This window comes from Streptomyces javensis (assembly GCF_039525925.1).
GTDB classification, from domain to species: Bacteria; Actinomycetota; Actinomycetes; order Streptomycetales; family Streptomycetaceae; genus Streptomyces; species Streptomyces asiaticus.
Genome location: NZ_BAAAIF010000006.1, coordinates 147,762 through 170,185, shown reverse-complemented (window position 1 = coordinate 170,185; position 22,424 = coordinate 147,762). Strand labels below are relative to the sequence as shown.

Below are 22,424 nucleotides of genomic sequence, written 5' to 3'. Positions count from 1 at the left end.
GGGTCCGGGGTGCGCGGTGACGGCACGGCGGGGCGCATGGGTGCACGGGCGGGGGCGCGTGTGGGGTTGCGGCTGTGTGAGCGGGTAGCCACCATGCGTGACGGGCGTGCGAGTGTCCGGTGGCCATGCCGCGGCGTCAGGGGGAGGGCGGTCCCGGACTCGGATCGGCGCCGTAAGCGAACGATGCGGTCTATGTGGTCAATACGGGCAAGTTCCGCATTCGCCGTATACCTGCGATATCTGCGGGGCATCACTCAGCAACAGGGACGGATACGCCGAGAACGCAAGCAGTCACTGGGGGTAATGCCATGGCCGCTAGGCCGCTTGTGGCGCGGCAGCCGAACGAACGGTTGCAGGCGCTCATCCAGGAAGCCGGCTGCTCCAACGCCGGGTTGGCGCGCAGGGTCAACATGTGCGGCGCCGAGCACGGTCTCGATCTGCGGTACGACAAGACGTCGGTGGCCCGTTGGCTGCGCGGTCAGCAGCCACGGGGGCGGGCGCCGGGCATCATCGCCGAGGCGCTCGGCCGCAAGCTCGGCCGTACGGTCACGATCGACGAGATCGGCATGGCCAACGGCAAGAACCTCGCCTCCGGGGTCGGTCTCCAGTTCTCGCCGACCGTCCTCGGCGCGATAGAGCAGGTCTGCGAGTTGTGGCGGAGCGACGTGGGGCGCCGCGACTTCCTCAGCGGCTCGACGGTCGCCGCCTCGGCGCTGGTCGAGCCCAGCCGCGACTGGCTGATCACCGGTGCCGACGCCCAGGTGGCGCGCACCGCGGGCGCCCGGGTGGGGCGGTCCGACGTCGCGGCGGTGCGGGCCACCACGGACGCGCTCGTCGACCTGGACCACCGCTACGGCAGCGGCCATGTGCGCCCCGTCGTCGTCCACTATCTGAACAGCGTGGTCTCCGGGCTGCTGGCCGGCTCGTACACCGAGGCGGTCGGGCGCGAACTGTTCGCGGCCGTCGCGCGGTTGACGGAGCTGGCGGGCTACATGGCGGTCGACACCGGGCAGTCCGGCCTCGCCCAGCGCTACTACATCCAGGCGCTGCGGCTCGCCCAGGCCGCCGGGGACCGGGGCTACGGCGGCTATGTGCTCGCCGCGAGCATGAGCCATCTCGCCGCCCAGCTGGGCAATCCCCGGGAGATCGCCCAGCTGGCGAAGGCCGCGCAGGAGGGCGCGCGGGGCCAGGTGCCGCCGCGTGCCGAATCGATGTTCCTGGCGGCCGAGGCGCGCGGCCACGCCCTGATGGGGGACGCGCGGGCCTGTCAGTCCGCGGCCGGGCGGGCGCTGGACGCCATGGAGCGGGCGGTGGGCAGCGGCACGGGCTCCGTCACGGGCGACGAACCCAACTGGATCCGCCACTTCGGCCATTCCTATCTCGCCGATGAGCTGGCCCACTGCCACCGTGACCTGGGCCAGGCCGAGCAGGCCAGGCGGCGCGCCGAGGAGGCCCTGGAGGGCCTTCCGGAGGGGCGGGTGCGGCGCCGGGCGATCGGGCTGCTGCTGCTGGCCACCGCGCATGTGCAGCAGCGCGAGGTGGAGCAGGCGTGCCATGTGGGCACCCAGGCGGTGGATCTGCTGGGCACGCTGCGGTCCAACCGGGGCGCGGAGTATCTGGACGACTTCCAGCAGCGCTTGGAGCCGTACCGGGACGAGCCGGTGGTGCGGGAGTTCGGGGCGCGGCTCCAGGTGCAGGTGGCCTGATGCGCGTGGGGTGAGGCATGGGTGTTGTGGAGCGTGTTGTGTTGTGTTTACCGCTGATACGGATGGGGTTCATATCGCCCCCGATCGTGGTGATGTGCCCCATGTCGCGGTGACCAGTCTCTCTCCGTCCCGATGGGCTCATGGGCACCGCGCCCTCTGGGGAACCGGTAGCGTGACCCGACGATTCCGTCGTTCCGTATAACCAAGGAGTCCCGGTGACGCAGAGCGGTCAGGGGAATGAGCCGCGGCTTCCCGCGGTCCCGCCCGCGCAGCCTGTGCGCGAGGGGGTTGTGCTCCCCGCCCAGGGGGACTACAGGCCCTCGGACGCCCAACAGGGGGCCCCGGCCGGGGGACAGGCGTGGGGGCAGCCTTGGGGGCCGCAGAGCGCTCCGGAACCGCCGCAGCAGGGCGAACTGCCGCCGCCGGGTGAGTTCGGCGCGCCGCCGGCGCAGGGGGAGCTGCCCCCGCGGGCCGAGTTCGGCGCCCCGCCGCCGCCCGAGGTGCCGCCGTACGGGCAGCAGCAGGGCTGGACGCCTCCGGAGAGACAGGCCCAGCCGCCGCACAACGTCCCGTCGCCGCACAACGTCCCGTCGCCGTACCAGCCCCAGCCGCTGCCGTACCAGCCCCAGCCGCTGCCGTACCAGGCCACCGACGAGACCCAGGTGATGCCGCCGCAGCCCGCCGGGGACGCGGACGCGACCCAGGTCATACCCCCGGTCCCGGGTGAGGCACCGCCGCCCCTGGACACCCCCACCACCACGCTCGCCCCGGTCAAGAGCGCGCCGCTGCCGCCCGAGAACCGGCCCGAGTCACCAGCCGAGTCCACCACCCAGCTGCGCGCCGTGCGCCCCGGCCGCCGGGGCGCCCACCGCCAGCAGCCGCCCGCGCCCGCGGCCGCCGAGGAGACCGCGATGCCCCGCCCACGCCCGCCGCGCCCGCCGCGCCCGCGCCGATTCCGGAGCGGCCCGGCAGCGCCCCGTACGCGATCCGTCCCGGCCGCCCCGGGGACCGGCCGCCGCCCTCGGAGTTCGACGGTCTGTTCCGCGACGCCGGCGGTGCCGGTGGCGCCGATGAGACGCAGCAGCTTCCGCAGTTCGGCCCGGACGTTCCGCGGCCGCCGTCCGGCGGCCGTGGTGACGGCGGCCATGGCGGCGGTGGCCGGCGCCGGATGTCGCGGGGCATGATCATCGGCGTCGTGGTGGTGGCGAGCTGCGCCGTCGCCGGGCTCGCCGCGGGTGCCGTGCTCAGCATGGGCGGCGATGACGACGGTAAGGACAACTCGACGCTGAGCAGCGCCTCGCCGAGCGCCGCGGAGTCCTCCAAGGCCGCCGCCGACCCCGTCGAGACGCAGGCGAAGGCGCTGGACGCGCTGCTCGCCGACAGCAACAACAGCCGGTCGTCGGTGATCAAGGCCGTGGACAACATCAAGTCCTGCAAGGACCTCACCACCGCGGCATCCGATCTGCGGACCGCCGCGGGCCAGCGCAATGACCTGGTGACCCGGCTGGGCAAGCTGTCGGTGGACAAGCTGCCCGACCACGCGCGGCTGACCGCGTCGCTCACCAGGGCGTGGAAGTCCTCGGCCAGGGCCGACAACGAGTACGCGGCCTGGGCCGACCAGGTCGGCGGCAAGAAGGGCTGCCCCAAGGGCAAGGCCCGCCGTTCGCCCCGGGTCGGGGCGGCCGAGCGGGCGAGCGGTGAGGCGACCCAGGCCAAGAAGACGGCCTCGGGGCTGTGGAACCCGATCGCCTCCCAGTACGGCCTCACCTCGCGCCAGGCCACCGACCTGTGACCGGGTGGCCGGGGGCGGCGCGGCTGCCGTCCCCGGCCCGGCGCGTGGCCCAGTGGCCCAACCCGTGACTCAGGCCGCGGCCCAACTGGTGGGTCAGTCCGCCGGGCGGTAGCGCTCCAGGATCTTGGACACGTTGACGAAGCCCTTGCGCACCGCCACCAGCCGGCCGTCGCGCACCATCTGGTAAGTGACGTCCGCGTTGACGATCCGCGAGTAGTTGGGCACGTGCAGCGTGTCGTCGTAGCCCCAGCGCAGCGTCGGCGTCAGCCCGCCGGTGTTGACCGCGTGGCCGGCGTCCAGCGCGTTGCGCACGGTGCGGGCGCTGATGTCGTCGGCGTGCAGGGACATCAGCACCGAGCGCAGCACCGTGTAGCCGATCCAGGTGGTCTGCGTACCCGGGTCGTCCGGGTCGATGCGGTTGTCGTCGAAGGCGTACTTGTTGATGACCTTCTTCATGGAGTTCCAGCGCGGATCGTCCCCGGCCGGGTACCAGCCGGTGGCGTACGTGCCCTCCAGGGGGCTGGAGGTGCCGCCGGTGGAGTCGATCAGGGACTGCCGGACGCCGCCGAGGATGGAGGCTATCCGCACCTTGGGATGGTTCTCCTGGACCCGGCGGAAGGAGTCGAAGAAGGTGCCGGTGCGGTTGCCGAGCGCCGCGGTGACGCAGGAGCTCTCCAGGGTCGCGCCCTGGTCGGCGCCGCCGAGGGAGCTGTCGGCGCCGACGCCTTCCAGGGCGGTGGTGGCCTGCTTGCTGTAGTCGCCCGCGCCCGGGGGGGCGCGGACGTCGTGGGCGTCGGCGCGATTGCCCGCCCTGAGGCCGGTGTTGAGGAGCTGGGGCAGCTCGTCGCCCGCGATGGTGTCGGGGCGCACCAGCGCGGTGCGCTCGCAGCGGGAGGCCAGCTGGCGGCCGTTGCCCACCAGCAGGGCCGCCTGGCCGCCGTTGACCGGGTAGGAGTACGGGCTGTCGAACTCCTCCTGCGTCAGCCCGTAGCCGCCTATGTAGGGGATGCCGGCGACCTCCAGCGGGGAGATGAAGGACCGGCCGTACTGGCTGTACGAGCCGACGACCGCGACGGCCTTGTCCTCCTTGGCCCGCTGGGCGCAGCCGGCGGCCTGGACGGCGTCGTTGCGCTCATTGCAGGTGACGACCTCGAGCTTGCGGCCGTGGATACCACCGGAGCCGTTGACCCAGCGGGCGAAGGCCTTCGCCATCGCGGGCATTCCCGGCATATTGGTCGCTTTGGTGCCCTCGGGGGCCCAGGTCATGACGGTGATGGGGTCGCTGTCGCTCTTGTTCGACAGCACCGCGCCGCAGCCGGACAGCAGCGACGCACTGACCGCCGTACACAGTGCCGCGACGGCGGCTCGGAAGGGGCGGGAGGAGGGGCGTCGCCGTCCGGTCATGGCAAGCGAGCTTGGTGCTTCGCGAGGAACGCAGCCGCTATGACAAGACAAGGGATGGTGACGTAGAGGTGAACAGCGGGGGCTGATCCGTCCCTGTGTGTGAAGAACGTACGATCGGTGACTGTGCAAGGTTCGGAGAAGTCTTCCCGTCGCGCCCGTCGCTCGACCACCATGGGGGCCATGCCTGCCAACGACATGCCTTGGTGGCGCTGGCGCACCAATGTGCGCTCGGCGCTGCATATGCTCTCGGACCCCGTCTTCCAGCAGGAGTGCTGGCTGGCCGGCCAGCCTGGGTACGGGGATGTGACGGACGCCGTCTACCGGCTGGTCGAGGACACCTGGCTGGACAACTGGTCCGCCGAGAAGTACGTCGGCACGATCTTCCGTGACTCGCAGGAGGCGGCGCTGGTCGATGTCGCCGTGCTGCGGGTGCTGAGGATCATGCACCAGGCGGGCGCGGACGCCCCCGTCTCGGCGTACCTCGAGCACCATGGCTGGCCGGAGGCCGTACGAGCGGCCCGCGAGGCCCATGTGCGGCTGGCCACCAACGACGGCGAGGATCCGGACATCCCGCCGCGCACCCTCGAAGTGCTGGCGATCATGACGCAGGCGGTCTGAACGACGTCGCGGGTGTGGGGCGCTGTCGCGGGTGTGGGACGCTATGGAGTCATGAGCGAGTCACATCCCGTCCCCGACCAGTACATCCTGACGCTGTCCTGCCCGGACAAGCAGGGGATCGTGCACGCCGTGTCGAGCTATCTGTTCATGACCGGCTGCAATATCGAGGACAGCCAGCAGTTCGGGGACCGTGACACCGGACTCTTCTTCATGCGGGTGGCCTTCCGCGCCGTCTCGCCGGTGAAGGTGGCGGATCTGCGGGCCAGCTTCGCGGCGGTGGGCGAGTCCTTCCGGATGGACTGGGAGATCCATCGCGCCGACGAGAAGATGCGCATCCTGCTCATGGTCAGCAAGTTCGGGCACTGTCTGAACGACCTTCTCTTCCGGTCGCGGATCGGCGCGCTGCCGGTCGAGATCGCCGCGGTGGTCTCCAACCACACCGACTTCAAGGAGCTGGTGGGCTCCTACGGGGTTCCGTTCCACCACATCCCCGTGACCAAGGACACCAAGCGGGAGGCCGAGGCCCGGCTGCTGGACCTGGTGCGCGCGGAGCGTGTGGAACTGGTGGTGCTGGCCCGCTATATGCAGGTGCTCTCCGACGACCTGTGCAAGGAGCTGTCGGGCCGGATCATCAACATCCACCACAGCTTCCTGCCGAGCTTCAAGGGCGCCAAGCCGTACCACCAGGCGCATGCGCGCGGGGTCAAGCTGATCGGGGCCACCGCCCACTATGTGACCGCCGATCTGGACGAGGGCCCGATCATCGAACAGGAGGTCGAGCGCGTCGGCCATGGGCTCACCCCGGACCAGCTGGTGGCGGTCGGCCGCGATGTGGAGTGCCAGGCGCTGGCCCGCGCCGTGAAGTGGCACAGCGAGCGCCGGGTGCTGCTCAACGGGCACCGTACGGTCGTCTTCGACTGACTCGGAGGACCTGCTTCAGAGGCGGGACAGGGACGCTGTGGCGAAGAGCACATCCCGGATCGCCTCGGTGTCCCCGGACAGGCCCGCCGCCGCGTCCTGCGGCGGCACATGCCCGGACGCCAGCAGGTAGAACGCCTCCTGGTCCAGCGCGATCGTCGCCACCGCCTCGTCCGGCGCGGCCGTCGCCGCCGGGGAGTCCAGCGGGATGTACCAGTCGCCGCCGCCCGTGCCCTCCACCTGGAGGTGGAGCGTACGGCCCGGGGTGCCCGCCTCGACCAGTCGGCGGGGCGGGGCCGCGAGCCCGGCCCGGCGCCGCTCGGCCAGGGTCCCCGGGAGCAGCCGGGCACACAGGTCGATCATGGCCTTGAGGTGGGCCGAGGCCGGTGGCTCATAGGGGTAGTCGATGGCCTCGGCGATGTCCCCGGCGTGCACCCAGCACTCCAGGGCGCGGTCGAGGAACGCGTCGCGGATCGGCAGCGCGAAGTCCCCGTACTCCACATCGAGCTCGGCGACCCCGCGCCCGGCGAACGACACCGTACGGACCAGGGCATGGCCCTGCTCGCGCCACAACTCCCGTACCGCACCGGGCGGACCGGCCCCGTACGCGGCGCCGGGCTCGTGGTGCCAGTACGCCTCCGTACGGGCCAGGGGCGAGCCGGGGGCGGCGGCGCCCATCGGGTCGGGGAGGCCGAGGGAGGCGGCGACGATGCCGTCCACGACCATCAGATGGCCGATCACCCCGGCGACGGTGGTGTCCCGGCCGGTGAGCCGCCGCCCGTCGAACCACTTGAGCCGCACCGGCGCACGCCACTCGGCCTCGCCCATGTCGCGCAGCAGCGCGTCCAGCCGGGCGGCCTCGGCGTCGTAGGCACCGGCCCAGCCGGGCATGGGTATCCGGGCCGGCCGGCGGCCCAGACAGCCCGCGAGCACCCGGGAGCGCAGCATCGGGTCGAGGTCCAGGCTGTGCTCGGTGTGCAGCAGCCCGACGGCGTCACGCAGCCGCAGCGCCTCCTCGGCGCAGGAGGGGCAGTGGTTGAGATGCGCCTCTACGGCGGAGGTCTCCTCCTGCGAGCACGCGGTGAGCGCCCAGGCTCCGAGCAGCGAGCGGAGCAGGTCGTGCGAGAGCGGATGGGCCGCGGAGGGTGTGGGCGCCGCCAGGGGCGGGGCCGGTGGGGCGGGTGCAACCGCGGGCGGGGCCGCGGGCGTGGGCAGTGCCGCGGAGGCGGGCGGTTCAGGGGCCGGACGCGGCTCCAGCTCTGGCCCTTGACGCGGCTCCGGTTCTGGCCGTGAGCGCGGCTCCGGTTCTGGTTCCGGGCGCGGATCCGCTTCCGCTTCCGGTTCCGGATTCGCTTCCGGGCCGGGGCCCGGGGCCGGTTCCGGTTCGAGGCCCAGGGCCGGTTCCGGTTCGGGGGCCGGGACGGGTTCCGGGGCGAGGGCAGGATCGGGCTCCGGTCCGGGCTCCGGGGTCCGTTCCGCCGCTGCCTCGTTCGCGCGTGCCCCGTCCGCCCGTGTCTCGTCCGCCCGTGTCTCGTCCGCCGTCGGCGGGCGCGGGGCGGGGATGCCGCCGTCCAGGGCGCCCGGCCAGTGGCCGCTGTCCTCGGCGGCCGAGCGCGGCGGCGGTATGCGTGGTGGCCCGGCGGGGTGGGACGGCAGATCCGCGTCGCCGCCCCGTCCGGGCCCGTCTCTTCCGTCCCCGGAGCCGCCGGAGCTCTCGCCGTAGGCGTCGTCGTACGGGTCCGGCCCGCCGCGCCCGGTCACAGCGCCCGCCCGTAGCCAGGGGGCGAGACCGCGCGGGGCGGCTGGACATGGGCCGTGGACAGCAGTTGGAGGCCCAGCCGGAGGCGGCGCCTGGCCTCGTCCTCGGTCACCCCGAGGGCGGCCGCGGCCTGCCGGTAGTCGCGGCGGTCGAAGTAGGCGAGCTCCAGGGCGGCGCGCAGCGGGGCGGGCATCGAGGTGACGATGTAGTCGGCGCGGGCGGCCACGGACGCCTCGCGGATCCGCTCCTCCAGGGCCTCGCCCGTGAGGGGGTCTCCGCAGGCCGACGCGGTCTGCGACGTGCGTAGCCGGTGCACCGCCTGGCGCTGGGTGAGCATGGCGATCCAGGCGCGCAGCGAGCCCTGCCGGGGGTCGTACGCGTCGGGGTTCTCCCAGACGTAGCCGAAGACTTCCCGGGTGACGCGGTCGGCACCGGTGTCGTCCTCGAGGACCCGATGCGCCAAAGTGTGGACAAGTGAGGCGAAACGGTCGTAGAGCTCGGCGAGTGCGGCCGCTTCGCCGCGTGCCAGCCGCTGTTGCATCCTGCGGTCCCAGCGGGGCGGTGCGTCGTTCGCCATGCGGCCCCCAATCCCGAGTTGTCCGGCCGGCCCTCCAGGCACTATGCCCACGTTCATATCGAATGTAATGCCGGTGGCTCTCACAACACGCGTCCATCAGGCAAAGTGCGTGAGAACGAGGCCGCGCATGGTATGGGGACGGTCGCTTTGCGCGGGATCGGGGAGACGAAACGCTTCGGCGCGGCATAGGGTCGTCCCTCAAGGCGTATGCCTGGGGGAGTTTCATGCGCCGATGGGCGGGCAGCCGCCCGGGAACGGCAAATTCCGGTTAGCGGCGAGCGAAGGGCTTCGGGCGCGTGACGTTGAAGGTGATGGAGGACCGGCGGGGGGAGTGGGTCGTTCTCCAGGTCTCTGGAGAAATGGACCTGGTGACCTCGCCCGCAGTCCGGCAGCACGTCCACGACGCGGTCGCCGAGGGCCGCCATTGGCTGGTTCTGGACCTCTCGGAGGTCCGGTTCTGCGACTCCAGCGGGGTCGGCGTACTGATCGCGGCGCGTCGGCTGATGCGGTCGTGCTCGGGGCGGCTGCGGCTGATCCTGCCGCCGCAGGACGCCGCGCACGGTTCGCATGTGCATCGGGTGCTGGCGGCCCTGGGGGTGCGGCGGCTGTTCGATGTCTACCCCGATCTGGGGGCGGCCACGGAGCTGGACGAGGACGACGAGGACGCGGTCGACCCCCTGTCGGCCTAGGCGCTCCTCGGGAAGCGCCCTGACCTGCCGTCGATCGTCCTCGGCGCCGTCGTGGCTGGTCGCGCCCGCGCGGCGGAGCCGCACATCGACACAGCCCCGCGCCCCTTCGGGACGCCACCGAACCGCGGCCGGCTTCCCCCTCCGTACGCCTGCGGGTGCGCCCGGGGCGGTATGCGGCCCGCTCATGCCGGACCCGTGACGCGCGGGGTCTTGGGGAAGTCGGCCCGTACGACGAAGCCGCCCTCCTCCGTGGGCCCGGCCTCCAGCGTGCCGCCCAGCAGCTGTGCGCGCTCCCGCAGCCCGACCAGACCGTGACCGCCGCCCGGCAGCCCCGGGGCCACGGCGGAGGCGTCGGGCGGGCCGTTGCGCACCTCGACCCGCAGGCCCCGCGTCTCCTCCGCCGCTTGAGCCGTCCCGTCCGCCGCATGGGCCGCCCCGTCCGCCGTCTTGTGTGCCGCTCCCCGAGCCGTCCCGGGCGCCGCTTCCCGAGCTGTTCCCCGAACCGCCTCGCGATCCCCTCCCGATCCGTCCGCCGCCTCCGTCCCGTCCGTCGCCCCCGTCCCGTCCGCCGCCTCCGGCCCCTCCGCCTGCGCGTCGTTGACCCGTACCGTCACCCGCGCCCCCGGAGCGTGCTTGCGGACGTTGGTGAGCGCCTCCTGGACGATGCGGAAGGCGGCACGTTCCACCGCCTCCGAGTGGCCCGGCCGCTGGGTCGCGCTGTCCGTCTCGAAGCTGACGTCCAGCGCGCTGAGTTCGATCAGCCGGGGCAGATCCGCCAGCCGGGGCTGCGGGGTCAGCTCCTCGTGGTCGCCGCCCGCCGCGCGCAGGATGCCGACCATATGGCGGAGTTCGTCCAGGGTCCGCACGGACAGCTCGCGGATGGTCCGCGCGCCCTCCCGCGCCTTCGCGTCCTCCGCGCTGATCTGCACCGCACCGGCCTGGAGGCTGATGAGGCTGACCTGATGGGCGACCACGTCGTGCATCTCGCGGGCGAGCCGGGCGCGTTCGGTGGACAGCACCCGCTCGGCGATCAGCTCGTCCGCGTGGCGGCGGCTGCGGGTCAGGTCCTCGATCCGGGCGGCGAGCTCCCCGCGCGTACGCACCAGGAGGCCGAGCGCGATGGGTCCCACCGAGGTCACACACGCGTCGATCAGCGTGAGGGTGTTCTCCCGGTACGCGGTCGGCTCGAAGTCGGAGACCGGCCAGGGGATGAAGTGCGCGGCGGCCAGCAGCAGCGCGGAGACCCCCAGCAGCCGCCGGTCGGGGCGGAGTCGGGCCACCGTGTAGAGGGCGATCATCGGCGCGAACCAGACGTAGCCGATGAGGATTCCCGGCAGTGTCACCAGGAAGACCAGTGCGGGCAGCTTCCGGCGCACCAGCAGCGCGGCCGCCGCCACCAGCGAGACGTTGAGCTCCAGGCCGAAGGTGACGCCGTTGACGAGCAGCGCGTCGGCGACCGCGAGCAGGACCGGGACGATCAGCGAGCCCCAGCGCATGACCCGCTGCGGCGGCCGCCGCCGGAAGACCGTGGCGGACGGCGGCGGGGAGGGGGTGGGCGCGGGCGCGGACGACGCGGCCGGGGGCGCGCCGGACGTACCGGACGCGCCCGGTACGCCCGGCGCACCGGGGGACGAACTCCGGGGCGGAGGCAGCGGGGAGACGGTCACCGGGGGCCACCTATCGGCGGACGGCTGGTGACGAGCCCGGCGCGGTCGGCGACGATCGCCGCCTGGACGCGGTTGAGCCCGCCCAACTTGCCGAGCACCGCCCGTACATGGTCCTTGACGGTGCTGGGCGCCAGCCCCATCCGCTCGGCGATCTGCGGATTGGCCAGCCCCTCGCCCAGCAGCGTCAGCACCTCGCGCTCGCGCGGGGTGAGCGCCTCGACGGCCTCGGCGGCCGTCGCCTCCGCCTCGGCGGCGAGATAGCCGCCGATCACGGCGCGGGTGACGGCCGGGTCGAGCACGCTGCCGCCCTCGGCGAGCGTGCGCACGGCCCGTACGAGCTGCTCGGGATCGGTGTCCTTGAGGAGGAAGCCCGCGGCTCCGGCACGCAGCGCGGCCGCCAGGTACTCCTGGACGTCGAAGGTCGTCAGCATCGCCACGGCGGGGGAGCGGGGCGCGGCCCGCAGCTGTCTGAGGACGCTGAGCCCGTCGGCGTCCGGCATCCGGATGTCGAGCAGCACCACATCGGCCTTGCTGCCCAGCACCGTGTCCACCGCGAAGGCTCCGGAACATTCGGCGACCACTTCGATGTCCGGGGCCGTGCCCAGGATCAGTCGCAGACCGGATCGCACGAGCGCCTCGTCGTCCACTACAGCCACACGGATCACCGGCCGCTCCCTCGCCTCAGCTGTCATGCCCATTGTCCGGACAGCCTGCCTCATCGGAGAGCGAATATGGAGTGGTTGGCTCCGTCAGTGGGCGGGAACACCCCCGCCGGTCGGAGGGGGTGACGGCAGACCAATGGTGGATTTCCCCGGCGGCTCCCGGCAGGCAGAGTGGATGTCAAGCCGCATCACCCCGTGGGGTCGTCCCGAACCCCAGCCCCGTGACCGCGCCGGAGTGCCTCCCGATGCGCGATCGGCGGACACGGCAGCGGGGCGTTGCCGCGGTCAGGCCGCCGCGACCCCCACACGCGGCGGCCTGTTCGTCTCTCCGACCGCCTGCCGTGCGGTGCGCCCCGACCAGGCGCTCGGCCCGGCGCCCCAGGCGCCGGCCGGCCCCCGAGAAGCTACGGGGAGGGGCCGGGCGGGCGGTCGGTGGGGGCGGGGAGGGGCCGATGGACGCCTCACATGGGGGGCTCGGCGGGGGCCGGGCCCAGGGTGGTGGTGCCGGGCGCGGCGCGGTGGCCGAGCCCGGTGCGGTAGGCGTCCATCGCGGCCTCCAGGCGGCCCTCCCGGCGGAGCAGATCGCCCAGCAGCCGGCAGAGGTCGGCCAGATCACCGGCGGCGCCGGTGCGTTCGAGCAGGGACAGCGCCGCGCAGTAGTGCTCATCGGCGGCCTCGGCGTCGCCCCGTTCGTCCGCGATCACGCCCATCAGCCGGTGGGCGCCGCCCGCGTGGACCGCGCCGCGGTCGGCGGTCAGCCCGGCCTCGCCCGGTGCCGCGTCCAGCCCCGCGGGGGCGCTCGCGGCCCCCGCGGCGGGGGTGCGCGCCAGCAGCGGCAGCAGCAGGGCCTCCGCCTCCGCGGTACGGCCGCGCCGGCGCAGCACATCCGCCAGCTCGACCTCGACCTGCACGGTGAACAGCGCGGCCCGCTTGGAGGCCAGCATGTCCCGGGCGGTGCGCAGTTCACGCTCGGCGCGCTCCAGATTGCCGTCCTGGGCGTGCACATAGCCGCGCATCCAGTGGCAGTGCGCCAGGTCGGTGTGGATGCGCAGCTGCTCGTACAGCTCCTGCGCCTTGGCCAGGGAGGCGTCGGCCTCGGCCGTGCGCCCCTCGGCGATCAGGGTGCGGGCCACCCCGCGGTGCATCCGGGCGATGAGCCCCGGGTCGTCCACGCTCGGCGCCAGCGCGAGCGCCAACTCGGCGGCGCGTACGGCACGGGCGTGCGCCCCCATGTCCATATAGGGCGCGATGGCCGCCGTATAGAGCAGCAGCAGCGCGTACGGGTCGTGCAGCCCCGAGGCGTTGAGCTCGTCGATGGAGCTCTCCAGCAGATAGCAGGAGTAGCGCAGTTCGCCCGCGAGGAGATGGGCCACGGCCCGGCCGCGGATCGCCGGGATCCGGCGGGGCAGCGGTTCCCCGGCGAGCAGCCGCTCCACGGCCTCGAAGTGGTCCCGGGCGACGGTGAGGTCACCGGTCTCCAGCGCGCAGTCGCCGAGCCCCAGCAGCGCCGCCGAGCGCTCCTCGGCGAACCCGAGCCGCTCCGCCTCGTCGCGCACCTCCGCGAAGAGCCCGGCGGCGTCCTCGGCGGCGCCCGTCGCCAGCGCCCGCCGGGCGTCGGTGACGGCGGCCCGCAGCCGGGTGGCGTCACGGGGTGAGCGGCCGGTGGTCAGCTCCTCGTAGCTGACGCCGAGCCGGTCCGCGAGATGACGCAGCGCGGCCTCGGATGGGCGCACCTTCCCGGCCTCGAGGGTGGAGACATAGGCGGCGGTGTACGCGGGCTCGGCCAGCTGCCGCTGGGTGAAGCCGCGTTCGGTGCGCAGTCTGAGCACCCGGCGCCCTATCTCGGCGGTCGACTCCGCCCCGGCCGCCCCCGTCACCGTTCCCGCCGTCCGCCCGTCACCGGCGCTTCTGTCGGCCACCGTGCCCTCTTCTCCCCGGCGGTAACTTAATCGCCGGGCTAAGTCCATTTAACGTGAGGATTGAAGGATGCAGCAGGCAAGCACAGCGGTACCGGCCGGGCCGGGCGCCGTGACGACCGTCCGTCAGCCGGAACTGCTCCTCGCCGACTATCACTTCGACGTACCGCTCGACCATAAGGCTCCCGAGGGCGAGCTGATCCGGCTTTACGCACGAGAGGTCGTCGCCGCGGGCAAATCCGCCGCCGAGCGCGAGCGGCTCCCCTGGCTGCTCTACCTCCAGGGCGGGCCCGGCTGCGGTGCGGACCGCCCGGTGGGCCGCTCCGGCTGGCTGGACCGCGCGCTGGACGAATACCGCGTGCTCCTGCTCGACCAGCGCGGCACCGGCCGCTCCACCCCGGCCAACCGCCAGACGCTGCCGCTGCGCGGCGGACCCGGGGAACAGGCCGAGTACCTCTCCCACTTCCGCGCCGACGCGATCGTCCGCGACTGCGAGCTGATCAGGCGCCGGCTCATGGGGGACCGCCCGTGGACCGTGCTCGGCCAGAGCTTCGGCGGCTTCTGCGCGGTGACCTACCTGTCCCACGCGCCCGAGGGGCTGGACGCGGCCCTGATCGCCGGCGGACTGCCCGCGATCGACCCCGGCACCGACACGGACGCCGTCTACCGGACCGCCTATCCGCGGATGGAGCGCAAGACCCTCGCCCACTACGCCCGCTATCCGCGGGACGCGGACGCCGTCCGGGCCCTGGTGCGGCATCTGGCCGACCACGAGGAGGTCCTGACGGACGGGACCCGGCTCACCGTCCCCGCCCTCCAGCAGCTGGGCTTCCTGCTCGGCACCGGCGACGGCTCGCACCGGCTGCACTACCTGCTGGAGGACGCGTTCGTGCCCACCGCCGACGGGCCGCGGCTGAGCGACGCCTTCCGCGAGCAGACGGCGGCCGTCCTCTCCCGCGCCGCCACCCCGCTCTACAGCCTCCTGCTGGAGCCGACCTACGCCCAGGACGGCCGGGCCACCGACTGGGCCGCGGAGCGGATCCGCGCCGAATTCCCCGCGTTCGACGCCGGTAAGGCGGTCGCGGAGGACCGTCCTGTGCTCCTTACGGGCGAGACGGTGCACCCCTGGATGCTCGACACCCACGCGGCGCTGCGCCCGCTCGCCCGCACCGCCGAGCTGCTCGCCGCGCGCACCGGCTGGGGCCCGCTGTACGACACCGAGCGGCTGGCCCGTAACACCGTGCCGGTGGCCGCCGTGATCTACCACGACGACCTGTACGTGGACACGGGGCACTCCCTGGCCACCGCGCGGGCGATCCGGGGCCTGCGCACCTGGGTGACGGACGAGTTCGAGCACGACGGGATCCGGGCCGGGGGCCGCCGGGTGCTGGACCGGTTGCTGCGGCTGGCGCGTGACGGGAGGGACTGCGCGGGGAGGGGCTGAGCGGCAGGTCGGGAGGGGGTGACCGGGGGACGGGGAGGGGCTGAGCGAGCAGCGCGGCGCATGGTTGTGCGATGCCCGATTTCCTAGCCACTTCCCTAATTCCCATTGCCCCCGCCACCCGGAGCCCTTAGGTTGAGCGGCGAATTAATCCTGCTTAACTGGCCGCTTATCGCGAAGACTTCGGGAGTCACCGTGCGCAGACGGATACGGAGCCGCATACGCAGCCGCATTCCCCTGCGCACCGCGGCCGTCGCCGGAGGCATCGCCCTGGCGGCGGCCGCGGCCATGACCGCCCCGGCCACGGCGTCGCCGGGAGCGTCCGGCTCGTCCGCCGCCGCCGACGCCGCCTCGTCCCAGCGCGCCCTGGACGTGGAGTACTTCACCGGCCCGGGCGGCCACCCCCGCCACACCGAGGTCCCGGCGGCCACTCCCGAGCGGCTGGCCCGCGCCGCCCGCTCCCTGTCCGCCAAGGAAGCCGCCGCCGACGGCCAGGTCGGCTCGGTCGTCGACAACGGCACCACGGCCGACAAGCTGGACGTCGTCTTCATCGGCGACGGCTACACGGCCGGCCAGCAGGAGGACTTCCACGCCGACGCGCGCTCCAAGTGGGAGCAGATGTCCGCCGTGCAGCCCTACGCCTCGTACAAGGACCTCTTCAACGTCTGGACCGTGGACGCCGTCTCCAACCAGTCCGGCGTCTCCGGCGACCCGTCCAGGGACGTCGTCAAGGACACCGCCCTCGGCTCGTACTTCTGGTGCGACGACATCGAGCGGCTGCTGTGCGTGGACACCGCCAAGGTCGAGTCCTACGCGGCCAAGGCGCCGCAGGCCGATCTGGTGGTCGTGCTGTCCAACTCCACCAAGTACGGCGGCGCGGGCTACACCCTCACCTCGCAGGTCGGCTATGACGGCATCGCCACCGCCGCCTCCGACCACGCCGACTCCGACCAGATCGCGGTCCACGAGACCGGCCACTCGCTCGGCAAGCTGGCCGACGAGTACTTCTACCCGGAGTACGGCACCTACACGGGCGCCGAGCCCGACGAGTCCAACGCCACGAAGCTGAGCGCGGCGCAGCTGACCGCGCAGCAGAAGAAGTGGTACCGCTGGATCGGCCAGACCTCGCCCGACGGCGGCACGGTCGGCGCCTACGAAGGCGGCCGCTACTACCCCAAGGGCATCAACCGCCCCACCGACAACTCGATCATGCGCACCCTGGGGCGGGAGTTCAACCTCCCCGGCCGCGAGGCGATGATCGCGGGCTTCTACCGCCACGCCAGCGCGCTCAGCAGCCGTACGGCCACCGCGAAGGCCGTAAAGCGGTCGGCGGGCATCGAGGTCGACGTGCCCAAGGGCGCGTCGCTGAAGTGGTACGTGGACGGGGCGGAGGTCACCGCCGCGAACGGTAAGACGAGCGTCACCCCGGCGGAGCTGGGCGTCCCGAGCGACGGTACGACCCACAAGGTCACCGCGAAGGCGGCGGACGGCACGAGCGCGGTGAAGGACCCGGCCCTGCGCAAGCTGCTGACCGACTCCCGGACGTGGAAGGTCACTGGCTGACCTTCCCGTTCCCCCTGACTGGCCGCCCCGTGGACCCCCGCTGCGGGGCGGCCCACTCCCCTTTTTTGAGGCTCGGTTCGCCTCCGGGGCGCCTTAGTCTCCCCACAGCTACCGCTGGGAGGTGCCCCCTGCCGGAAGACCTCAGGGGCCGGAAGCGCGAAGGTGCCCGATGAGGGGCGGCCGCGGTCCGCCCCCCTAACATCGGCGGGTCCCAGACTTCCGTATGGCGCGCCCGGGCTCAATCGCCCGTGGGGGCGGGTCGGTGGTCCGGTGTTCGAGGGCCTCCGTGGGGTGAGGCAAGATGAGCCCATGGGTACCGGGGGAGAAGGCCGTCTGATCGCCAACCGCTACCGGTTGGCCACGCGGCTCGGACGCGGCGGAATGGGCACGGTCTGGCGGGCCGTCGACGAGTTGCTGGGCCGCGATGTCGCGGTCAAGGAACTCCATGTGGACGAGGGGCTCACCGCCTTCGACTCGCAGTTGCGCGGCGAGCGCACCCTGCGCGAGGCCCGGACCGTCGCACAGATCAAGCACCCGAACGTGATCGTCCTCCACGATGTGATCGAGGAGGACGACTGCGCCTGGATCGTCATGGAGCTGGTCGACGGGCTCTCGCTCGCCGACCGGCTGGGCGCGGACGGCCCCGTCGGGGCGCGTGAGGCGGGGCGGATCGCGACCGCGCTGCTGGGCGCGTTGCGCGCCGCGCACGCGCGCGGGGTGCTGCACCGTGACATCAAGCCCGCCAATGTGCTCGTGGAGTCGGGCACCGGCCGGGTCGTGCTGACGGACTTCGGGATCGCGCAGGTCACCGGGTCCACCACGATCACCGAGACCGGCTCGTTCGTGGGCTCGCCCGAATACACCGCGCCGGAGCGGATGTCGGGGCGGCGCACCGGGCCGGAGTCGGACCTGTGGTCGCTGGGCGTGCTGCTCTGCACGCTGGTGGGCGGTGAATCCCCGTTCCACCGCGAGTCGCTGGCCGGGGTGCTGCACGCCGTCGTCTTCGACGAGATCCCCGTGCCGGAGGCGGCGGGCCCCCTGAAGCCGGTCATCGAGGGGCTGTTGCGGCGGGCTCCGGAGGAGCGGCTGGGCGCCGACGAGGTCGAGCGGATGCTGGTGATGGCCCAGGAGGTGGGCGACACCCCGGAGATCCCGCTGGAGTACACCCCGACCCAGCCCAGCGTGCCGTTCGGGCCGGACGGCCGCGGTTCATCGGCGTCCGTACCCGTGCCGCCCCCGGTGTCTCCGGTGTCCTCCCCCGCGCCGTTCCCCGCTTCGGCGCCCCCGGCCGCCTCCGTACCCGCGGCCGCTTCCGCCGCCCCCGCCGCCCGGTCCCGTTCCGGCCGTGGCGGGCGCCGCCGTGCCGTCCTTATGGCGGCCGCCGCGGTGGTCGCGCTCGCCGGCGTGGCCGCGGGCGTCGTGGCGCTGCTGGACGACGGGGGCGGTGACGGCGACACGGCGCTCGGCGGGCGTACGAGCCAGAGTGCCGACAAGGAGAGTTCGCGGAGCCCGGGCGCCCCCGAGAAGGCGCCGCAGCGGCCCGTGAAGGACTCCGAGGCCACGGCGAGCCCCTCGCCCCGGCTCCCCGACGGCTATGAGCTGGTCAAGGACCCGGTCGGCTTCTCGCTCGCCGTGCCCGAGGGGTTCGCCCGCGAGTACAAGGCGCCCCGGGTCTACTACAACTCGCCCGGTATGGAGTTCCGGATCGGGATCCACGTCCAGGAGCAGAGCCCCGAGGGCCCGCTCGGGCTCAGCCGTAAGGCGGACGCCAAGGGCCCGCGGGACTATCCGGGCTACCGCAGCGGCCAGGTCATCGAGACGGAGCACGACGGCCGCCCCGCCGCCCTGTGGGCGTTCATCTGGAACGGCTCGGCCGACGACGGCGGCTCACGGCAGACATACGACCTGAGCTGGAACGAAGACGGCAAAATGTACGACCTGTGGCTATCCGCCCCGGTCGGTGAGAAATCCCTGGGCAAGCGGCATTTCGACACCGCCGCCGCCACGTTCTCGCGCACCGGCGCGGAGAACTGAGCGACGTCGCAACGGCTTTGTCACGAGCGCCCACGGCGTCTCCACAGCGGTGCTACCGACCGAGTAATGATGGGCGCATGACGAACGACGGGGGACGGGCGAACGAGCCCACCAGCTACAGCCTGCGGCCACCGCACGCTCCGGCCGCCCCGGTGCCGGCGCCGCAGCCGCCACCCGAGGGCCCCGGGGCACCCGAGGCGCCCGAGGCCGGGGCGGCGGGGCCGTCGCGGGGCGCGTACGAGCCGACGCGATTCGCCGATCCGCGCGGCGGCGCCCAGCCGCCCACCGGACAGCGGCCCGCCGAAGGGACGCCCGCCGAAGGGACGTCCGCCGAAGACCGGCCCGCCGAAGGGACGCCCGCCGAAGGGACGTCCGCCGAAGACCGGCCCGCCGCGCAGGACCCGAGCAGTGGGCGGCTCATCGGCGGCCGCTATCAGCTCGTCTCCCGCCTCGGCCACGGCGGTATGGGCACCGTCTGGCGGGCGCACGACCAGATCGTGGACCGCGATGTCGCGGTCAAGGAGCCGCGCGTCCCCGACCATCTGCCCGAGCGCGAGCGGCGGACCGTCTATCAGCGGATGGAGCGCGAGGCGCGCGCCGCGGCCCGGATCGACCACCCCTCCGTCGTCACCGTCCACGACGTGGTGGTCGAGAACGGCCGCCCCTGGATCGTGATGGAGCTGGTGCGCGGCCAGTCGCTGGGCGACCGGCTGATGGAGGGCACGCTGGATCCGCGCGAGGCGGCCCGGATCGGCCTCGCCGTGCTCGGCGCGCTGGCGGCGGCCCATGAGGCGGGTGTGCTGCACCGCGATGTGAAGCCGGACAACGTGCTGCTCGGCCGGAGTGACCGGGTGGTGCTCACCGACTTCGGCATCGCGCAGATCGAGGGCGAGCAGCGGCTGACCGAGACGGGCGGCTTCGTCGGCTCGCCCGAGTTCATCGCGCCCGAGCGGGTGCTGGGCCAGCGGCCGGGGCCGGAGTCCGACCTGTGGTCGCTCGGCGTCGTGCTGTACGCGGCCGTCGAGGGCATGTCCCCGTTCCGGCGCTCCCACGCCCCCGCGACCCTCCAGGCCGTGCTCGGCTCCGAACCGCAGGTCCCCGCGCGGGCCACCGGTCCGCTCGCCACGCTGATCATGCAACTGCTGCGCAAGGACCCGGCGATGCGCCCGGCGGCGCCGGAGGTGCGGCAGGCGCTGGAGGCGGCGGCGCGGGAGCCGCGGTCGGTGCCCACCATGCTCACGACGGCCGGATACCCGCCGGGCGGCGGGCAGTCGGCGGGCAGCCGCTTCGTGCCGCCGATCCTGCACAAGAACCGTAAGGCGCAACTCGGTCTTGGCGGTCTGGTGCTGGTGGTCGCGGCCGCCCTGGTGCTCACGATCATGAAGCCGTTCTCCGATGAGGGGCTGCCGCCGGGCTGGACGGTCCGGGAGGAGCGCGATGTCGTGGGCGCGTCCCTGGCCGTGCCCGGCGAGTACCGGCGGGTCCAGGACGACAGCGACTCGGACAACCCGCTGGTCACGTACTACGACCCCAGCGGTGTCTTCAGCGTCTCCCTGCGGCGGTCCACCCCCGACGGCGAGAACGACCCCGCGAACCTCGACGCGGCGGCGGACCAGATCGTCGCCTTCTACAAGGACGGCGGCGGGGCGACGGTCGAGGAGGCCAGGAGCGAGAAGGCCGGGTCGAAGCAGCAGGGGAAGGAGGCGCGGGACGTCACCACCTCCTATCTCCCGTACGGCACCAGCAGCAACAAGAACCCCATCCGGTATGTGAAGCGCGATCACCTCTATGTCAACAAGGCCAAGGTCGTCTGGGATCTGACGGTCTCCATGCCCGCCAACGGTGACGCACAGAGGGACGGCGAGGAGCTCTACGAGCGGATCGTGCGGAATCTGAAGATCGACCAGCTCTGAGGGAGCATCGACGAGCCCCGCGGGAGTTGGGCGGGTCCGCCCGGGGTCAGGGGCGAAAGTTGTTACCGCCGGGTACCCAAAGCCGCCGGGCGGGCCTACTCTCGCCCCCATGACGGACTCGCACATCACGCAGGGCGGCGCCGGCAACCCGGTCGCCCCCGAAGGCACCCGCACCGCCGCCGACGTCGTCACCCCCGAGCTGATCACCCGGCTCACCCGGGGTGTCGGCGGCAGCGGCACCACCGTCAGCCACACCCCGTTCACCGGGGAAGTCCTCGCCGCCGCCCTGCCCGAGTCCACCCCCGAGGACGTCGCCACCGCTTTTGAGAACGCCCGCGCCGCCCAGCGGGCCTGGGCCGCGACCCCCGTCCGCCGGCGCGCCGCCGTCCTCCTCCGCTTCCACGATCTGCTGCTGCGCCGCCAGCCGGAGATCCTGGACCTGATCCAGCTGGAGACCGGCAAGACCCGGCTGCACGCCCAGGAGGAGATCCAGGGCGTGGCCATCGTGGCCCGCCATTACGGCCGTAAGGCGGTCGCGTATCTGCGCCCCAAGGGGCATCTGGGCGCGGTGCCCACCCTCACCAAGGTCACCGAACTGCGCCAGCCGCGCGGGGTCGTGGGCCTCATAGCGCCCTGGAACTACCCCCTCCAGCTCTCCGTGGGCGATGCGATCCCCGCCTTCGTGGCGGGCAACGCCGTGGTGATGAAGCCCGACACCGAGACCGCGCTGTCCGCCCTGTGGGCGCGTGAGCTCATGGTGGAGGCCGGACTTCCGGCCGGGGTGTGGCAGGTCGTGATCGGGGACGGCCCGGTGGTGGGCCCCGCAGTGGTCGAGCGCGCCGACTATGTCGCGTTCACCGGCTCCACCCGCACCGGCCGCGAGGTGGCCCAGGCCGCCGCCGCCCGCCTGGTGGGCTGCTCCCTCGAACTCGGCGGTAAGAACGCCATGCTGGTGCTGCGCGACGCCGACCTCGCCCGCGCGGTGGACGGCGCGGTGCGCGGCAGCTTCGCCTCCGCCGGGCAGCTGTGCATCTCCATGGAGCGGCTGTACGTCCACGAGTCCATCGCGGACGACTTCCTGGAGCGCTTCGCGGCCCGTACGAAGGCCATGCGGCTCGGCACCGCCCTGGCGTACGGGGCGGAGATGGGCTCGCTCGTCTCGGAGCGCCAGCTGGAAACCGTCACCCGCCATGTGGACGAGGCCGTCTCCAAGGGCGCCACGGTGCTCGCCGGCGGCCGCGCCCGCCCCGACATCGGCCCGTACTTCTACGAGCCGACGATCCTGGACGGCGTGGAGTCCCCGATGGCCGTCTGCACCGAGGAGACCTTCGGCCCGGTCGTCTCCGTCTACCGCTTCCGCGACGAGGGCGAGGCCATCGAGCGCGCCAACGCGACGTCCTACGGTCTGAACGCCAGCGTCTGGACCAAGGACGCCCGGCGCGGCCGCGCGATCGCCGGTCGGCTCCGCGCGGGCACCGTCAACCTCAATGAGAGCTACGCCGCCGCCTTCGGCAGCGTCGCGTCGCCCATGGGCGGCATGGGCGACTCCGGACTCGGCCGCCGCCATGGCTCCGAAGGCATCCTCAGGTTCACCGAATCGCAGACGGTCGCCCAGCAGCGGCTGATGCCGCTCGGCCCGGCATTCGGGATGACGGACGAGAAATACGCGGACTTCATGACCCGCAGCCTGCGCGCGCTCAAGGCACTGCGCCTGCGCTGACCAGCACATTTCAATGGAGGTACCAGTGTCAGGGGAGAAGTCTGC

The 22,424-nt window shown here is 73.0% G+C and carries 17 protein-coding genes and 1 pseudogene; 11 read left to right on the top strand and 7 right to left on the bottom strand.

The features are described 5' to 3' along the window. Positions 1-308 precede the first annotated feature (308 nt). From ABD329_RS08770 to ABD329_RS08760, 3 genes are all read left to right on the top strand, one after another. Positions 309-1,706, top strand: coding sequence for an NsdA family TPR-like regulatory protein (locus ABD329_RS08770; RefSeq protein ID WP_198278091.1), 1,398 nt, complete (start codon positions 309-311; stop codon positions 1,704-1,706). A 215-nt stretch (positions 1,707-1,921) separates the two neighbouring features. Then, positions 1,922-2,890, top strand: coding sequence for a hypothetical protein (locus ABD329_RS08765; protein ID WP_344316182.1), 969 nt, complete (start codon positions 1,922-1,924; stop codon positions 2,888-2,890). After that, a complete protein-coding gene (locus ABD329_RS08760; RefSeq protein ID WP_344316181.1) occupies positions 2,887-3,498 on the top strand; it encodes a hypothetical protein in 612 nt (203 codons plus the stop codon). Before ABD329_RS08765 ends, ABD329_RS08760 begins: the two co-directional genes overlap by 4 nt. Positions 3,499-3,591: 93 nt before the next feature. Here the strand turns inward: ABD329_RS08760 and ABD329_RS08755 are convergent, their stop codons facing one another. Next, the gene (locus tag ABD329_RS08755) at positions 3,592-4,902 is read right to left on the bottom strand and encodes an ABC transporter substrate-binding protein (protein WP_344316180.1); all 1,311 of its coding nucleotides are present in this window, start codon (positions 4,900-4,902) and stop codon (positions 3,592-3,594) included. A gap of 171 nt (positions 4,903-5,073) precedes the next feature. On the opposite strand from ABD329_RS08755, the gene ABD329_RS08750 reads away from it, so the two are divergent. After that, positions 5,074-5,520: an SCO4402 family protein gene (locus ABD329_RS08750; RefSeq protein ID WP_166483137.1), complete on the top strand. Its 447-nt coding sequence runs from the start codon at positions 5,074-5,076 to the stop codon at positions 5,518-5,520. 51 nt (positions 5,521-5,571) lie between these two features. Continuing rightward, positions 5,572-6,441: a formyltetrahydrofolate deformylase gene (gene purU / locus ABD329_RS08745; RefSeq protein WP_198281293.1), complete on the top strand. Its 870-nt coding sequence runs from the start codon at positions 5,572-5,574 to the stop codon at positions 6,439-6,441. A 15-nt stretch (positions 6,442-6,456) separates the two neighbouring features. Here the strand turns inward: purU and ABD329_RS08740 are convergent, their stop codons facing one another. Both ABD329_RS08740 and ABD329_RS08735 read right to left on the bottom strand, forming a co-directional pair. Beyond that, a complete protein-coding gene (locus tag ABD329_RS08740; protein ID WP_344316199.1) occupies positions 6,457-7,695 on the bottom strand; it encodes a zf-HC2 domain-containing protein in 1,239 nt (412 codons plus the stop codon). A 500-nt stretch (positions 7,696-8,195) separates the two neighbouring features. After that, positions 8,196-8,774 carry a sigma-70 family RNA polymerase sigma factor gene (locus tag ABD329_RS08735; RefSeq protein WP_198282171.1) on the bottom strand — a complete coding sequence of 193 codons (579 nt, stop codon included), beginning with the start codon at positions 8,772-8,774 and terminating at the stop codon, positions 8,196-8,198. Positions 8,775-9,085: 311 nt separating this feature from the next. Here ABD329_RS08735 and ABD329_RS08730 point away from each other — a divergent pair, with 311 nt between their 5' ends. Continuing rightward, positions 9,086-9,463 (top strand): STAS domain-containing protein, encoded by a 378-nt coding sequence (locus tag ABD329_RS08730; protein WP_020870562.1) that lies wholly within the window; start codon positions 9,086-9,088, stop codon positions 9,461-9,463. Positions 9,464-9,645: 182 nt separating this feature from the next. Here ABD329_RS08730 and ABD329_RS08725 read toward each other — a convergent pair whose 3' ends face one another. The 3 genes from ABD329_RS08725 to ABD329_RS08715 all read right to left on the bottom strand — a co-directional run bounded on the left by ABD329_RS08725 (position 9,646) and on the right by ABD329_RS08715 (position 13,711). Next, on the bottom strand, positions 9,646-11,130 hold the full coding sequence (locus ABD329_RS08725; RefSeq protein WP_344316178.1) for a sensor histidine kinase: 1,485 nt from the start codon (positions 11,128-11,130) through the stop codon (positions 9,646-9,648). Further along, entirely contained in the window at positions 11,127-11,795 is a 669-nt protein-coding gene (locus tag ABD329_RS08720) for a response regulator (protein ID WP_137978400.1), read from the bottom strand. Before ABD329_RS08720 ends, ABD329_RS08725 begins: the two co-directional genes overlap by 4 nt. Positions 11,796-12,253: 458 nt before the next feature. After that, on the bottom strand, positions 12,254-13,711 hold the full coding sequence (locus ABD329_RS08715; protein WP_344316177.1) for a helix-turn-helix domain-containing protein: 1,458 nt from the start codon (positions 13,709-13,711) through the stop codon (positions 12,254-12,256). A gap of 67 nt (positions 13,712-13,778) precedes the next feature. On the opposite strand from ABD329_RS08715, the gene ABD329_RS08710 reads away from it, so the two are divergent. The 3 genes from ABD329_RS08710 to ABD329_RS08700 all read left to right on the top strand — a co-directional run bounded on the left by ABD329_RS08710 (position 13,779) and on the right by ABD329_RS08700 (position 18,746). Further along, positions 13,779-15,152 carry an alpha/beta fold hydrolase gene (locus tag ABD329_RS08710; RefSeq protein ID WP_198282020.1) on the top strand — a complete coding sequence of 458 codons (1,374 nt, stop codon included), beginning with the start codon at positions 13,779-13,781 and terminating at the stop codon, positions 15,150-15,152. A 192-nt stretch (positions 15,153-15,344) separates the two neighbouring features. After that, positions 15,345-16,712 carry a M64 family metallopeptidase gene (locus tag ABD329_RS08705; protein ID WP_198282052.1) on the top strand — a complete coding sequence of 456 codons (1,368 nt, stop codon included), beginning with the start codon at positions 15,345-15,347 and terminating at the stop codon, positions 16,710-16,712. Between the two features lie 309 nt (positions 16,713-17,021). Next, positions 17,022-18,746 (top strand): serine/threonine-protein kinase, encoded by a 1,725-nt coding sequence (locus ABD329_RS08700; RefSeq protein WP_344316176.1) that lies wholly within the window; start codon positions 17,022-17,024, stop codon positions 18,744-18,746. Here ABD329_RS08700 and ABD329_RS48185 read toward each other — a convergent pair. Next, positions 18,657-19,088: pseudogene (locus tag ABD329_RS48185) on the bottom strand (hypothetical protein); the annotation flags it as partial. The gene ABD329_RS08700 and the pseudogene ABD329_RS48185 overlap by 90 nt on opposite strands. Before the next feature lie 77 nt (positions 19,089-19,165). Between ABD329_RS48185 and ABD329_RS08695 the strand changes: the two are divergent. Continuing rightward, positions 19,166-20,659, top strand: coding sequence for a serine/threonine-protein kinase (locus ABD329_RS08695; RefSeq protein ID WP_425574304.1), 1,494 nt, complete (start codon positions 19,166-19,168; stop codon positions 20,657-20,659). A 109-nt stretch (positions 20,660-20,768) separates the two neighbouring features. Then, on the top strand, positions 20,769-22,379 hold the full coding sequence (locus ABD329_RS08690) for a succinic semialdehyde dehydrogenase (protein ID WP_198280686.1): 1,611 nt from the start codon (positions 20,769-20,771) through the stop codon (positions 22,377-22,379). Positions 22,380-22,424: the final 45 nt, after the last annotated feature.